Below are 11280 nucleotides of genomic sequence, written 5' to 3'. Positions count from 1 at the left end.
ATGCCTCAAGGGACGCTCCGCGTTCCAATGGGACGCAGAGCGTCCCGGGCTGCGTTCCCACGCGGAGCGTGGGAACGATCAGGGTCTAGGCCTGCAGATTGAGCACTATCCCGTCTTGATCACTGCCACCTCACTGGAACAGTGAGTCCAGGTCATGGCCGAGCATGCGATGGAGTCCAAGCTCCGGCCAGCGGTGGAGCTGTACACCGTAGCGATCTGCATCGCTGCCGCGGTGTTGTGCGTGTACTCGCCCTGGGCTGTGGCCCTGTCACCCGAGATCGGTCTGGTTGCGGCGCTGACCTATGCCCTGTTCGGCCTGATCCGGCTACGACAAGCCTGGGAGGTGCTGCGCTATCGGCGCAATATCCGTCGGCTGCCCCGCTACGAGCTGACCAGTCGGCAGATTCCGGTCAGTCGTAAGCGTTTGTTCATGGGGCGCGGCTTTCGCTGGACCCGCCTGCACACCCAGCGCTTGGTCGAGGCGCAGGACCCGGCCGTTGCCCGCTATGTCGATCAACCGACCCGGTACCGTCTGGCCCATGGGCTCGAACGGCACCTGGAGCATGCACCGTTTCCGCTCTCTACATTGGCGCGTGTCACGGCCTGGGACAGTGCCTTCAATCCATTGCGTCCTTTGCCCCCGGTCGGAGGTTCGCCACTGTTGCATGGGGTCGAGCCCGACGAAACGGAAGTCAGTCTGCCACTGGGCGAACGGGTCGGACACACCCTGGTGCTGGGCACTACCCGTGTCGGCAAGACGCGACTCGCCGAGATGTACATCACCCAGGACATTCATCGTATCGAACACGAGGTGGTCATCGTCTTCGATCCGAAGGGCGATGCCGACTTGCTCAAACGGATGTACGTCGAAACCAAACGCGCCGGTCGAGAAAAGGAGTTCTATGTGTTCCATCTAGGCTGGCCGGAAATCTCCGCCCGTTACAACGCCGTAGGACGTTTCGGGCGCATCTCGGAGGTGGCGTCTCGCATCGCTGGGCAGCTCAGTGGTGAAGGTAACTCTGCGGCCTTCCGTGAGTTCGCCTGGCGCTTCGTCAACATCATAGCCCGCGCACTGATCGAGCTGGGCCGACGCCCGGACTACCTGCAGATCCAACGCCATGTAGTCAACATCGACGCACTGTTCATCGAATACGCCCAACAGTTTTTCGCCAAGACCGATCCGAAGGCGTGGGAAGTGATCGTCCAGCTTGAAGGCAAGCTCACCGAAAAGAACATTCCCCGGCATATGATCGGGCGCGAAAAGCGCGTGGTGGCCATCGAGCAGTACCTAGCGGTGAAGCGGGTATTTGATCCGGTAATGGACGGACTGCGTTCGGCGGTGCGATATGACCGTACTTACTTCGACAAAATCGTTGCCTCCCTACTGCCGCTGCTGGAGAAACTCACCACCGGCAAGACCTCCCAACTGCTGGCCCCCAACTACACCGACCTGAATGATCCACGACCGATCTTCGATTGGATGCAGATCATCCGTAAGCGCGGCATCGTCTACGTCGGCCTGGATGCACTGACCGATGCCGAGGTCGCCGCTGCCGTGGGCAACTCCATGTTCGCCGACCTGGTCTCGGTCGCCGGCCACGTCTACAAGCATGGCATCGACCATGGCTTGCCTACCGCAGGCAGCAGCGCCGACAAGCTACCGATCAACCTGCACGCCGATGAGTTCAACGAGTTGATGGGCGATGAATTCATTCCGCTGATCAACAAGGGCGGCGGCGCGGGCATCCAGGTGACGGCTTACACCCAAACCCTCAGCGATATTGAGGCACGCATCGGCAACCGGGCCAAAGCCGGCCAGGTCATCGGTAACTTCAACACCCTGCAGATGCTCCGGGTGCGCGAAACCGCCACCGCGGAACTGCTCACCCAACAATTGCCCAAGATCAACGTGCTGACGAAAACCCTGGTCTCGGGAGCCACCGATACCTCCGACCCGGAGGCCAACACGGACTTCACTTCGTCCTCCCAAGATCGGGTCAGCAGCACCTGCGTGCCCCTGATCGAGCCGGCTCACATCGTCAGCTTGCCCAAGGGGCAAATGTTCTCCTTCCAGGTGGGCGGGCAGCTCTGGAAAGTCCGCATGCCACTGCCCAGGCCCTCTCCCGACGATGCGATGCCCAAGGATCTGCAGGAGCTCACCCAGCGGATGCGCGCCAGCTACAACGAACAGGCGGGTCACTGGTGGAGTGCAAGTGGCGGCGGCCCGACGCTCGACTTCGATCCAGATCGGGTTACGCCTCCACGCACTTCTTCAGCGGTGGATGCAAGTGTTCCTGCTCTGGAGGCCCCATGACGCCGTCAGCCCTGCAGTGCATTTCGCGGAGTCAAGAAGGATGACTTCAGCTCAGAACCCTCCACCGCAACCCATCCAGCGCCCAGGGCTAATCGTCTCGGCGATTAACCTGGTCCTGCACGTCATCGGTTTGCTGATCGCCTCGTTGCTGTTCTCGATTCTGATCGAGTGGGCCGGTCTGCTGCTGTTCTGGGGTGATCAAGGCTGGCGACACAGTCAGGCGATGCTGAGCAGCGAACTGGGCTGGCTCAGTGAGCACTTCACATCCTCACTGATTATCCAACAGCCTGGACAGACAATTGTCCAGTGGCTGGATTTCCTCCAGCAGTGGTTACTGGTCAAGACCGGTTTTACGGATTTCGCCCAGCAGGCGCGGGCGTCTAGCCAGGACAACCGCTTCTGGAGCGGGCTCAATCAGCTGTATGTGAGCATCGAGGATTTTGTACTGGCGGCGGTGTATGTCACTTTCACTTTCGTGGTGCGTCTGACCATTCTGGTCTTGGCGACCCCCCTGCTTCTGCTGGCCATGTTCACCGGCTTCATCGATGGTTTGATGCGCCGCGACCTGCGTAAATTCGGCGCTGGGCGCGAAAGCAGCTTTGTCTATCATCGGGCCAAGCGAGCGGTCATCCCACTGCTGATCGTGCCCTGGATCCTTTACCTGTCCCTACCCTTTTCGCTCAACCCAATGGCGGTACTTCTGCCTTGCGCCGTGATGCTCGGGGTCGCCATGGCCATCACGACGGCGACATTCAAAAAATATCTCTGAGTGCGACACGAATGCTTATCTGCGGAAGTGTTCAGGAGGCCAGCTCATGAGAGGCCCAAGCTCCCGGTCGTAAGGAGCCGCCAGTCCCGCGTTAGTGGACAACCCTCACAGGTGTTTGGCTTCGAGAGGAGTTTGATCATGGCATTGGTTGGTAGACGAGATGGGCGCAATTTTGGCTATGGCCGACAACTGAGTTATGCCGGACCGCAAGCCTTGCGCGATCTTTTTGGTGGTGGGCATTACGCCACGGTCAAGGCGCACAGTGATCTCTGGCAGGCGTTTGTCCGCTGGTGTCGTTCGGAGGATGGGCCGGGGTTTAACGATGCGCGACAGATAGATCGGCAGACCTTGCTGGACTACGCAGGGCATCTGCGCCAACTAGTTGAACAAGGCGCTATCGGCATCGCCACCGCGCAAAACCGGTTGTCCAGCGTGAACCGGACTATGGCGGCACTTCGCGGCGATCAGTCTGTGGCGGTGCCGAGCCCGAGTAAGGCCTTGGGAATGCGGCGTACCAGTGTTCGTCGCTCGACGCCGCAAGGCCAAGACCATGAGCAGGTGAAGCGGATCGTCGACGTGCTCTGCGAACACCAAATGCCACGCGCGGCGGCCATCGTTCAGTTGGCGCGAGCCACCGGCATGCGCTTGCGCGAGGCCATTTTGGCCGACCTACCGCGCCTAAAACATGAGACCGAACACTACGGCAAAATCAACATCCGAGATGGCATCCAAGGTGGCCGCTCACGTGCGTCGGCGCTTCGTTGGATTACGGTAAATGATCCTATTCGTGACGCGCTGAAATTTGCCGAACAGGTTTCACCCCACGGTAGCCGCAATCTGCTTGCACCGAACGAAAGCTATGTCGATTTACAACGGCAAATCGTCCGCCCTGCACGAGAGATCCTCCATTCGCACAACCTCAAAGGCTTCCACGAGCTTCGGGCCGCCTATGCGTGCGAACGCTATGAACAGAGCACTCATCATCTTGCGCCCATCAACGGTGGCCGTTGCTACCAACTCGACCGACGCCTAGATCAGGATGCCCGAGTGCAAATCAGCTACGAGTTGGGACTCGGCCGTATCGACCTGTTATCGACTTACATTGGTGGTCGAACATGAGTAAGCCATTCGATATGAAGCCGTTGCTACTGCTCGCGAACATAGTCCGACATGATCGGATCGGCCGTGACGTGTGAATTGTGCTGGTGGATCTTTGGGAATGGCATGGTCGTTTCCTATGCGGATGGCTTCGGGACGCGAGACATCAGCAACCCGCACACTTCGCATAAATAGCTGCCATCTGGCCCGTTTCTGAGGCCCTTGATCGAAATACTCTCCCAGCACTTCGAATATGGCTGATCGTTCTCGGTGGTTTTCTCTTCGCCCTGGTGGCCGTTGGGGCAAGCAAAGTATTCATACGTGCGCATGGTCATAGCCGTGGTTTCCTCTAGCTGGTGATCAGCCTGCGAACCTTTCCCATTTTTTGATCGCTGCGCTGGTTTTATCCACGTCTATACCACTGACGAGTGAATCGGCAAATGCAAGGTGAGCCTCCATGTAACTGTCAAAGTCCTTCACCTGGACACCATTCGAAAGAGCGCGACTCCACCAAGAAAATGCGACTACCAGCTTACCGAGTTCAGGGTCATGCTGATCTTTCATTCGCTCAAGACCGCCATCGTTGTGAGCTACCGCCCAGCCAAAGGCTTTGGAAAAGTCCCGAACCTTCTGCGGCTGTGAACCGCTTGCTAGCTTTTTATGAATAGCAGCGTGAGTTTTTTGATCCTCTACCAAAGACGACACATAAAGAAGCCCGCAGATGCGGCAGGTAGCAGTGCTCATAATGCTGATCCCCTTGTAAACGTGGACGCGAAAGTGGTCCTCTCCCACGGGCTTAGCCCGCGCATTGGCGGGCTGGCGGTGGAGCGGCTTTTCCTTCAACTCACAGTGCGCGATTCACCACTGTTTGCTACGGGGCTGAAGACGCTCAAAGTCTTTTGCGAGCGCAATCAGACCAGAGCGACATCTGCTAAATCTTGCCGTTTCGCGTGAGAATCCAATCGACTCAAGAAAGTCGGGGCCAAATGAACTGAGCAATTGGCGGCTGACGTGGTTAGCGTAGTCAGACTCGAATCTGCGTTTCGCAAAAACCGCTGCCTGAGCCTCCCGAATGGCGTTCGCCATGACCTCGTGCCGATGAACCTTCCCGTTAGCTTCAGATTCAGACCTGTATGCCAAATCTCTCAAAACCTGGGCCACTTCACATACAGATTCGTAGTCAACCTTACGCTTGTGTGACCGGTAGAGGTAAAAACCTATCGCCCCAGCAATGACAAGAATTAGAGGTTCAAAATTGTTCATACAAGCCTTTCCTCAACCTTCAGACTGCTTGGCAATTGCGCGACCTGACCATACTTTGTAGAGGAAGAAAACTGTGGCGAACATTGCGCTGCCAACTCCCATGCTATCCGGACGGAACCTGAGAGAGTCGGCTATGTTACCTGCACCAAATCCAACCAAAATAATGATTACAAACGGCAAATATGACTTCCATTTAGACATGCGCTTATCCTTTGTATCCGGACGCGAAAACCGCGCCTTTTCTACTGCCGCCGCCCAGCTCGATGGCTGGGCTTGGGTGTATCTGGGCGGGATTTTCCTTTAATCCGGCTTGCTTGCCTTGAGGTGTACGTTCAGTGCATTGCGAAGGTACTGGACGGGCTCAGGCATGGGATGGCTTTTGCCCGGTTTGGTCTTGCGCACATGCTTGGCGTACTCCCGCACGACCTTCTCCCAGTCCTTCGGGTACTGAGCCTGGAACGCAGCCAAGAACTGTTCAAAACTGAAACCTGCGTCAAGAGTGCCGACCGTGGCACTGACCTTCTCAGCTTTCTTCGTGATTACGCTCATGGATACTCCCTGTTGTTTTCACGGACGCGAAAATGGGCGTCGTTCTACGTCCTCGGCCCCGGTTTTTGGCCGGGGCTTGGTATGTTGCTGGACGCGCCTTTCCTATACGTCTGGTGTGGTGTCACTTACGCCAAGTGATTCTTGAGCAAGAACCAACACATATTGAGCGCAAATGACCGCCCGAGCCGTGTCATCTGATCTTCGGGAATCCTGACTGGCCGATGAGCGCCTGGGCTTAAAAAGCCGAATACACCAGCAAGCCCCTTCTCCTCCTCAACTGTGATCTCACCACTTATGCGTAAAAACTGGATAACCATCCCCCATTTTGAAGGATCGTAGGGAGGTGGGTTTGTCATCCGTGAAGCTACATGAGCGGCGATATCGACTGCCAGTGTTTCAAGTGCCACTCGCGCATTCACGAGAGAAGCGTTGAAATCAGGCGGCGTCGCACGAAATGCAGAGGCCGAATCATTAATCCGCGCAATAATGTCGTCTTTGCGAGGAGCCCCTGAGTTTTGAAGCGCTAAGATCAGATCGTCTTCTATCGGTGGTGCGCTGGTGATGGACGGGTCTCCTTTAATGAGCGTCTTGTTGGTTACGATGTAACCATCCAGCAACAGGCATTGCGTGAGGTCATGCATACGCTCGTCAAAGCGATATTTCGGGTTGACCCTTGCACGCAGATCGCCTGGGGTTGCTATGACCTCGGCAAGTACATGCATGATGGTCCGCTCGTCGAGCGAACGCAGGATGTTTAGTAAAGCTGACAGCAAATGGTCATGCGGCAGTGAAAGATGCTGAACCCCATACTTGCTTAAGAGAACAACTGAAACGGTTGGGGGTTGCAGTTCTAAAAACTGTGCAAACGAATGACGTGCTCGAAGTCCTATCATGTTGCCGCTTCCTTTTTTCTTTCGTGTCGTAGCTGCATTGGTAAAGCGCTCAATGACTGTCCCCGGCCAGCTTGATTGGGCAATGAACGCTTTCCGATGCAGCCCCGTAGGGTTGTTTGGCAATTCCTAGATCACTGGCCGTTTTTGCCTGGATGGCTAAGGGACGCATCTCCTGGCAGGAGATGCTTTGAGCGCCACTCAGCCAAGATCTTTGATGCCTCATTTTTTTGCTCCGCAGTTAACCTGCCTTCCAGAACATCAACGGCCTTCCTCGAATCAGTGAGCGCCGCTTCAACGGCCTCGCCCCTTTGAACGGAAGTAGCCAGTTTCTCCGAAGCATCACGACAAAGCGCCAAGGCGACGGAGGAGTCCTGCGGAACGCCTGCGCCTTTGTAATACAGCACACCGAGGAACATCGATGCCTCACCGACGCCCTGAGTTGCCGCTTTCCTGGCAAACACATAAGATTTTTCTAGGCTCTTCTTTTGAACCTTGCCGTCGTAGTAAATTCGGGCGAGCCGAAGCTGTGCGCCCGAGTCACCCTGATTTGCGGATGCTTCAAGAAGTTTCACTCCAACGTACACATCCTGTTTTACGCCTTGACCTTCAAGGTACATCGTTCCCAGATAGAACTGGGCTGCCGCGTTACCTTTATCCGCTTCGGGCTTTAGCTCTTTGTATGCAAGGTCATACTGCCCTTTTGCCAAATAGCGGTCGCCTTCGACTAACCCTGCATTCGCTTCAACACTCGCCGCAAGCAGGACAGCAGCGGCAAGTATCTTGACCTTCATCTGGAAGTTAAGCGGCATATGAATGTTTCCCTTAACTCTGTACGTCAGTGGTGGCCTTGCCTGCTGACCAGTCGCGTGTCGCTCGCCGCCAACCGATCTTTGGATCACTCAACAGTTGCAAGCCATAGAGCATTGCGTCATGGGTGTTAAGTTGGGCAGCTCGGATATGCGGCGTCGGGGAGGACAGATCGCATTCGATCCAGTCGCCCAAGCTCAGCCCGGACGGGGCTGGGTCAGCACTCTGTAATTTATCTTCGGTTGTCTTTCTCATCGCTCTTAAGCTGCTCAATCTTTTTTCTTTCTTCCAAAGCTTTCCTCTTGAAGTAGAGTCCTAGCCAGCCTTCGCCCCCTTTCAGGAGTAGCGCTACCAGACTACTCAGTGGTGCAGCAAAGACAACACCATAGATAAAAATGTCTACGCCATTTATGGAGTGTTCATCCACTAGAAGCCAGACGCTCGTACCGATCAATAAGAGATTGAGTGCTATTGAGATATTTCGCATTGCTCCTCCAACTGGCTTATTCCGGTATGTCTGGTTCGTTGCCCCATATCGCCGACCTAGCTCGATGTGCCCTTGCAGAACCGGCGCGATTAGCGGATGCAAAGGGAGAGCTGAGTGCCGCACTTTGTGTTGAGCGATACACCAGGCGATCACCTACGATGGTGCCGACGTACCGCCCATCAGTACCAAACACTTTTTCGCCTTTGATTCGGCCCACCACCTTTCCAGAGCGGCTATACACCGTGGTGCCCGATACTTGGAGCGGCTTCCCATTCTTCGTATACAGATCCAAATCCTTTCTCCTTCGCCTTGTGGCGTTTTCCTTTGTGTCTTTTCCTACTTGTCTGCGTCTTGCGCGTATTGGTGTTGCTCACACGCATGAATTGCAGCGTTTGTAGCCTGGATGACTTCATCCAGGCGGCGGCGAATGATCGGCAAATCAGCTGCCGTCAGGGAGTCCCCGATTGCCAGTACCGCGCCAAGCTCCTTTGCAGCTTGCGATGCAACGGCTTCCAGAGTGCTGGGCGCTTGATCGTTAGGCATGACTGTTTTCCTACTTGCCCGGATATGTGCCAAATCCTTTAGGCGTATCAGATGGTCCGGGCGGAACCCCACCACCGCTTTCGCCCTCCCCTGTGTGCATTTTTTGATAAGCATTAGTCTCTACTTGTGACTCTTGTTCAAGGCCAGCTATTGCCTTGTCGGTAACGCGCTTGAAGCACGCCACGAAGTCCGTACCTTGCTTTTCTTCCATAACTTTACAGAAGCCGGCAGACCATGAAACAAGCTGATCCGCCATTTCCTTTTCTGTTGATGGCGTTGGCAAGTCGCTAGCCACCGCCGCCATCGGAGCTGCGGCGATATACACCGCAAGAAGCATTGAGTTCAGTGTGATTTTCATCGTTGCTTTCCGTTAAACCTGGGGTGGGATTGCTGGGCTGGGTTTGTTGTCGTCAAGGTTCATCGCCGTGACCTTGAAGGTGAACCCGGCTTTCTGATCCTGCATTACGGTGTGGCTTTCGGGGATTCCTTGGACCAGCTGCTCGTAAGCCTCCTTGAGCGCCTGCTGCAAGTGCTCAGGGGTGGCCCCGTACAGGTTGAGCGCGACATGGACTTGGAAGGGCAGTTGCGTAGCCATCATATGTTTCCTTCAACTTTGGGGTGGACCTTCAACCCTGCGGTGCTCGGCCTCGGTCGAAGACACTACTGGTCACGGCCCGCCACTCTTGCAACGCGATAAGGTGATCTGCCAACTCCCGAGCGCAGGCCGTCACGCGGTCTTGCGCTGCCTGCATCAGCTCCGGGGCGGGCGTATCCAGCGCATTGACCAACGCAGCCAACTCGCCCTTGGCTTCGTCGTATTCCTTGAGACATTCGAGCGCGTAGCGCCCCAAGGTGATCGGCATTTCTTTAACCTGGGTCATGGTCTGATTTTCCGCTAACTGGAAGGGTCGCTAACTGCGCTGAGTGCCTGCGCCAAACTCACAACCTTGGCTCCAGCAAATTCAGTCGGAACCTGTGATACGAGTGCCATTAGCAGAACCTGCGCTTTTGATTCGGCCAGAAGGTACAACGGCCCCTTCTCAGCAGCCTTGGTTTTGCCGGGAGCATCTGGACGAAACCAGTTGATGCGGATCTGCTTGGGGTCAATCGCGAAGCTCTGTAGCAGTTGCCCGTGAGTATTCTGAATGACCCATTTTTCAGTGTTGTTCATCGTGTTTTTCCTTCAATCTTCAACCCAGGGGTAGGCATCACCTTTCGCGTGGAGCAGAAGCTCATAAACTCGCTCCCAGCTCACTTTCTCATCAGCACCGATGAAGTATTCCCCGTGTTCGCACCTCACCCACGTATCGCCTACTACCCACAAAACTGATTCGGGGATAGCTAGGACCATTTGCATCACAGGCGCAAGCATCAAAGGGTGGCTGTCATACGGAGCGGGAATAGCCATAAACTTTTCCGTGCTACTTCGGTTGATCTTCGATACCCGCGTTGTCAGAGGCAGTACCGTGTCGCAGGTAGCTATCACGCTGCACGTAAGCTTTCTCAAAAATTTCGAGCAAGTCCACGCCCTGAGAGGCCCCGATGGCCCCAGCCACCTCTAGGCCGCGCACGATGCCCTTCGCATATACCAAATGCTTCACCAGCGTCTCGGTCATACCGTCGGTATGGATCTTGTCCAGTCGCACCTGCAACTCATTGTGCAAGTTCAGCGGCAGGCCCATTTGATCAATCGCTGTTTGGGCGAAGCTGGGCGAGTGATGAATTTCACTGCCGGCGATGTTCTTGTTCATGGCTCGTTTTCCTTTGCGAGTGAGGGGAGTGTCGCTCTGATTTTCCTTGAAGCCCCGGCGAGCCAGGGCATGTTTCGCTACAGACTCTTGGCCGCTTCGAGGATTTCAGCGATCAGCACTTTCAGGTCGGCGGCATCTTCGGGCTTGAGCGAGATCTGCCAGAACAGGTCGCTGCCGCTACCGCCACATACATTTACCACCGGAATCTTGTCGAAGGTCATCGTAGCGTCCTCGAAGCGCAGCTGACCCAGCTTGACCGCCATTTTGGTGTAGGGCTGGCCGATGTCGACATGCAGGAAAAACGGCGACACCTGAAACTTGACCGGTTGAGCGCCTGATAGGGCGGCTATTGGATGGTATTCACGGGTTTGCATCAGCATTTCTGGGGTTCCTAATCAGTTGTGTGATTCGCTCGCGGGCACAGGAATGCGCCCTTTTTCTGTAATCGGTATTAGCCTGCGAATCGCTCCCATTTTTGAATCGCTGCTCTAGCCTCTGCCTGGCCGACACCGTTTACCAACGAATCAGCAAATGCCAGGTGGGCATCCATGTAGCGGTCAAAATCTTTCTCTGGAACGCCATTTGAAAGTGCTCGGCTCCACCAGGAGAACGCTACTACGAGCTTGCCAAGCTCGGGATCATAATGATCCTTCATTCTGTCAAGGCCGCCATCATTGAAAGCAACAGCCCATCCAAACGCTTTTGAGAAATCGCGAACCTTTTGGGGCTGAGAACCACGCGCATATTTTTTATGAATAGCTGCGTGCGTTTTCCTTTGTGTCACTACATGTAGTGGTCGATCAGCT

20 protein-coding genes are annotated in these 11280 nt (G+C 55.5%); 3 read left to right on the top strand and 17 right to left on the bottom strand.

The window, feature by feature from the left end:
* The first annotated feature begins 154 nt into the window (after nucleotides 1-154).
* From traD to ACQKPC_RS22790, 3 genes are all read left to right on the top strand, one after another.
* Entirely contained in the window at nucleotides 155-2314 is a 2160-nt protein-coding gene (gene traD, locus ACQKPC_RS22800) for a type IV conjugative transfer system coupling protein TraD (protein ID WP_427626476.1), read from the top strand.
* Nucleotides 2315-2354: 40 nt separating this feature from the next.
* Nucleotides 2355-3083 carry a TIGR03747 family integrating conjugative element membrane protein gene (locus ACQKPC_RS22795; protein ID WP_427626478.1) on the top strand — a complete coding sequence of 243 codons (729 nt, stop codon included), beginning with the start codon at nucleotides 2355-2357 and terminating at the stop codon, nucleotides 3081-3083.
* Between the two features lie 138 nt (nucleotides 3084-3221).
* A complete protein-coding gene (locus tag ACQKPC_RS22790; protein ID WP_427626474.1) occupies nucleotides 3222-4202 on the top strand; it encodes an integrase domain-containing protein in 981 nt (326 codons plus the stop codon).
* Between the two features lie 339 nt (nucleotides 4203-4541).
* On the opposite strand, the gene ACQKPC_RS22785 is transcribed toward ACQKPC_RS22790, so the two are convergent.
* From ACQKPC_RS22785 to ACQKPC_RS22705, 17 genes are all read right to left on the bottom strand, one after another.
* On the bottom strand, nucleotides 4542-4925 hold the full coding sequence (locus ACQKPC_RS22785; protein WP_008075291.1) for a hypothetical protein: 384 nt from the start codon (nucleotides 4923-4925) through the stop codon (nucleotides 4542-4544).
* 114 nt (nucleotides 4926-5039) lie between these two features.
* Nucleotides 5040-5444, bottom strand: coding sequence for a hypothetical protein (locus ACQKPC_RS22780; RefSeq protein WP_427626472.1), 405 nt, complete (start codon nucleotides 5442-5444; stop codon nucleotides 5040-5042).
* A gap of 12 nt (nucleotides 5445-5456) precedes the next feature.
* Nucleotides 5457-5645, bottom strand: a complete 189-nt coding sequence (locus ACQKPC_RS22775) for a hypothetical protein (RefSeq protein WP_236531505.1) — start codon at nucleotides 5643-5645, stop codon at nucleotides 5457-5459.
* Nucleotides 5646-5744: 99 nt separating this feature from the next.
* Nucleotides 5745-5993, bottom strand: coding sequence for a hypothetical protein (locus tag ACQKPC_RS22770; RefSeq protein ID WP_427626470.1), 249 nt, complete (start codon nucleotides 5991-5993; stop codon nucleotides 5745-5747).
* A gap of 125 nt (nucleotides 5994-6118) precedes the next feature.
* Nucleotides 6119-7009: a hypothetical protein gene (locus ACQKPC_RS22765; protein ID WP_427626468.1), complete on the bottom strand. Its 891-nt coding sequence runs from the start codon at nucleotides 7007-7009 to the stop codon at nucleotides 6119-6121.
* Between the two features lie 8 nt (nucleotides 7010-7017).
* Nucleotides 7018-7695: a tetratricopeptide repeat protein gene (locus ACQKPC_RS22760; protein ID WP_427626466.1), complete on the bottom strand. Its 678-nt coding sequence runs from the start codon at nucleotides 7693-7695 to the stop codon at nucleotides 7018-7020.
* A gap of 230 nt (nucleotides 7696-7925) precedes the next feature.
* A complete protein-coding gene (locus ACQKPC_RS22755; protein WP_427626464.1) occupies nucleotides 7926-8180 on the bottom strand; it encodes a hypothetical protein in 255 nt (84 codons plus the stop codon).
* 16 nt (nucleotides 8181-8196) lie between these two features.
* Nucleotides 8197-8472: a 4-fold beta flower protein gene (locus tag ACQKPC_RS22750; protein ID WP_427626462.1), complete on the bottom strand. Its 276-nt coding sequence runs from the start codon at nucleotides 8470-8472 to the stop codon at nucleotides 8197-8199.
* 44 nt (nucleotides 8473-8516) lie between these two features.
* Nucleotides 8517-8723, bottom strand: a complete 207-nt coding sequence (locus ACQKPC_RS22745) for a hypothetical protein (RefSeq protein WP_427626460.1) — start codon at nucleotides 8721-8723, stop codon at nucleotides 8517-8519.
* Between the two features lie 10 nt (nucleotides 8724-8733).
* A complete protein-coding gene (locus tag ACQKPC_RS22740; RefSeq protein ID WP_427626458.1) occupies nucleotides 8734-9081 on the bottom strand; it encodes a hypothetical protein in 348 nt (115 codons plus the stop codon).
* 12 nt (nucleotides 9082-9093) lie between these two features.
* Complete coding sequence (locus tag ACQKPC_RS22735; protein ID WP_427626457.1) at nucleotides 9094-9318, bottom strand: hypothetical protein; 225 nt, start codon at nucleotides 9316-9318, stop codon at nucleotides 9094-9096.
* 31 nt (nucleotides 9319-9349) lie between these two features.
* Nucleotides 9350-9604 carry a hypothetical protein gene (locus ACQKPC_RS22730; RefSeq protein ID WP_427626455.1) on the bottom strand — a complete coding sequence of 85 codons (255 nt, stop codon included), beginning with the start codon at nucleotides 9602-9604 and terminating at the stop codon, nucleotides 9350-9352.
* 14 nt (nucleotides 9605-9618) lie between these two features.
* Complete coding sequence (locus tag ACQKPC_RS22725; protein ID WP_427626453.1) at nucleotides 9619-9894, bottom strand: hypothetical protein; 276 nt, start codon at nucleotides 9892-9894, stop codon at nucleotides 9619-9621.
* Nucleotides 9895-9906: 12 nt separating this feature from the next.
* Nucleotides 9907-10131, bottom strand: a complete 225-nt coding sequence (locus ACQKPC_RS22720; protein WP_427626451.1) for a hypothetical protein — start codon at nucleotides 10129-10131, stop codon at nucleotides 9907-9909.
* Nucleotides 10132-10144: 13 nt separating this feature from the next.
* A complete protein-coding gene (locus ACQKPC_RS22715) occupies nucleotides 10145-10474 on the bottom strand; it encodes a hypothetical protein (RefSeq protein ID WP_427626449.1) in 330 nt (109 codons plus the stop codon).
* A gap of 77 nt (nucleotides 10475-10551) precedes the next feature.
* Nucleotides 10552-10854 (bottom strand): hypothetical protein, encoded by a 303-nt coding sequence (locus ACQKPC_RS22710; RefSeq protein WP_427626447.1) that lies wholly within the window; start codon nucleotides 10852-10854, stop codon nucleotides 10552-10554.
* Between the two features lie 71 nt (nucleotides 10855-10925).
* The gene (locus ACQKPC_RS22705) at nucleotides 10926-11258 is read right to left on the bottom strand and encodes a hypothetical protein (RefSeq protein WP_427626446.1); all 333 of its coding nucleotides are present in this window, start codon (nucleotides 11256-11258) and stop codon (nucleotides 10926-10928) included.
* Nucleotides 11259-11280 lie beyond the last annotated feature (22 nt).

It is taken from the genome of Pseudomonas sp. NPDC089918 (genome assembly GCF_050280605.1).
GTDB lineage: Bacteria > Pseudomonadota > Gammaproteobacteria > Pseudomonadales > Pseudomonadaceae > Aquipseudomonas.
The sequence above is the reverse complement of the archived record's forward strand: the minus strand, read 5'-3'. Positions and strand labels throughout refer to the sequence as shown.

Coding starts and splice junctions, on each gene's coding strand:
- ACQKPC_RS22775 (WP_236531505.1), bottom strand. CDS start 5,645: ATGTCTAAATGGAAGTCATATTTGCCGTTTGTAATCATTATTTTGGTT.
- ACQKPC_RS22755 (WP_427626464.1), bottom strand. CDS start 8,180: ATGCGAAATATCTCAATAGCACTCAATCTCTTATTGATCGGTACGAGC.
- ACQKPC_RS22770 (WP_427626470.1), bottom strand. CDS start 5,993: ATGAGCGTAATCACGAAGAAAGCTGAGAAGGTCAGTGCCACGGTCGGC.
- ACQKPC_RS22720 (WP_427626451.1), bottom strand. CDS start 10,131: ATGGCTATTCCCGCTCCGTATGACAGCCACCCTTTGATGCTTGCGCCT.
- ACQKPC_RS22780 (WP_427626472.1), bottom strand. CDS start 5,444: ATGAACAATTTTGAACCTCTAATTCTTGTCATTGCTGGGGCGATAGGT.
- ACQKPC_RS22740 (WP_427626458.1), bottom strand. CDS start 9,081: ATGAAAATCACACTGAACTCAATGCTTCTTGCGGTGTATATCGCCGCA.
- ACQKPC_RS22710 (WP_427626447.1), bottom strand. CDS start 10,854: ATGCTGATGCAAACCCGTGAATACCATCCAATAGCCGCCCTATCAGGC.
- ACQKPC_RS22730 (WP_427626455.1), bottom strand. CDS start 9,604: ATGACCCAGGTTAAAGAAATGCCGATCACCTTGGGGCGCTACGCGCTC.
- ACQKPC_RS22795 (WP_427626478.1), top strand. CDS start 2,355: ATGACTTCAGCTCAGAACCCTCCACCGCAACCCATCCAGCGCCCAGGG.
- ACQKPC_RS22735 (WP_427626457.1), bottom strand. CDS start 9,318: ATGGCTACGCAACTGCCCTTCCAAGTCCATGTCGCGCTCAACCTGTAC.
- ACQKPC_RS22725 (WP_427626453.1), bottom strand. CDS start 9,894: ATGAACAACACTGAAAAATGGGTCATTCAGAATACTCACGGGCAACTG.
- ACQKPC_RS22790 (WP_427626474.1), top strand. CDS start 3,222: ATGGCATTGGTTGGTAGACGAGATGGGCGCAATTTTGGCTATGGCCGA.
- ACQKPC_RS22760 (WP_427626466.1), bottom strand. CDS start 7,695: ATGCCGCTTAACTTCCAGATGAAGGTCAAGATACTTGCCGCTGCTGTC.
- ACQKPC_RS22715 (WP_427626449.1), bottom strand. CDS start 10,474: ATGAACAAGAACATCGCCGGCAGTGAAATTCATCACTCGCCCAGCTTC.
- traD (WP_427626476.1), top strand. CDS start 155: ATGGCCGAGCATGCGATGGAGTCCAAGCTCCGGCCAGCGGTGGAGCTG.
- ACQKPC_RS22785 (WP_008075291.1), bottom strand. CDS start 4,925: ATGAGCACTGCTACCTGCCGCATCTGCGGGCTTCTTTATGTGTCGTCT.
- ACQKPC_RS22745 (WP_427626460.1), bottom strand. CDS start 8,723: ATGCCTAACGATCAAGCGCCCAGCACTCTGGAAGCCGTTGCATCGCAA.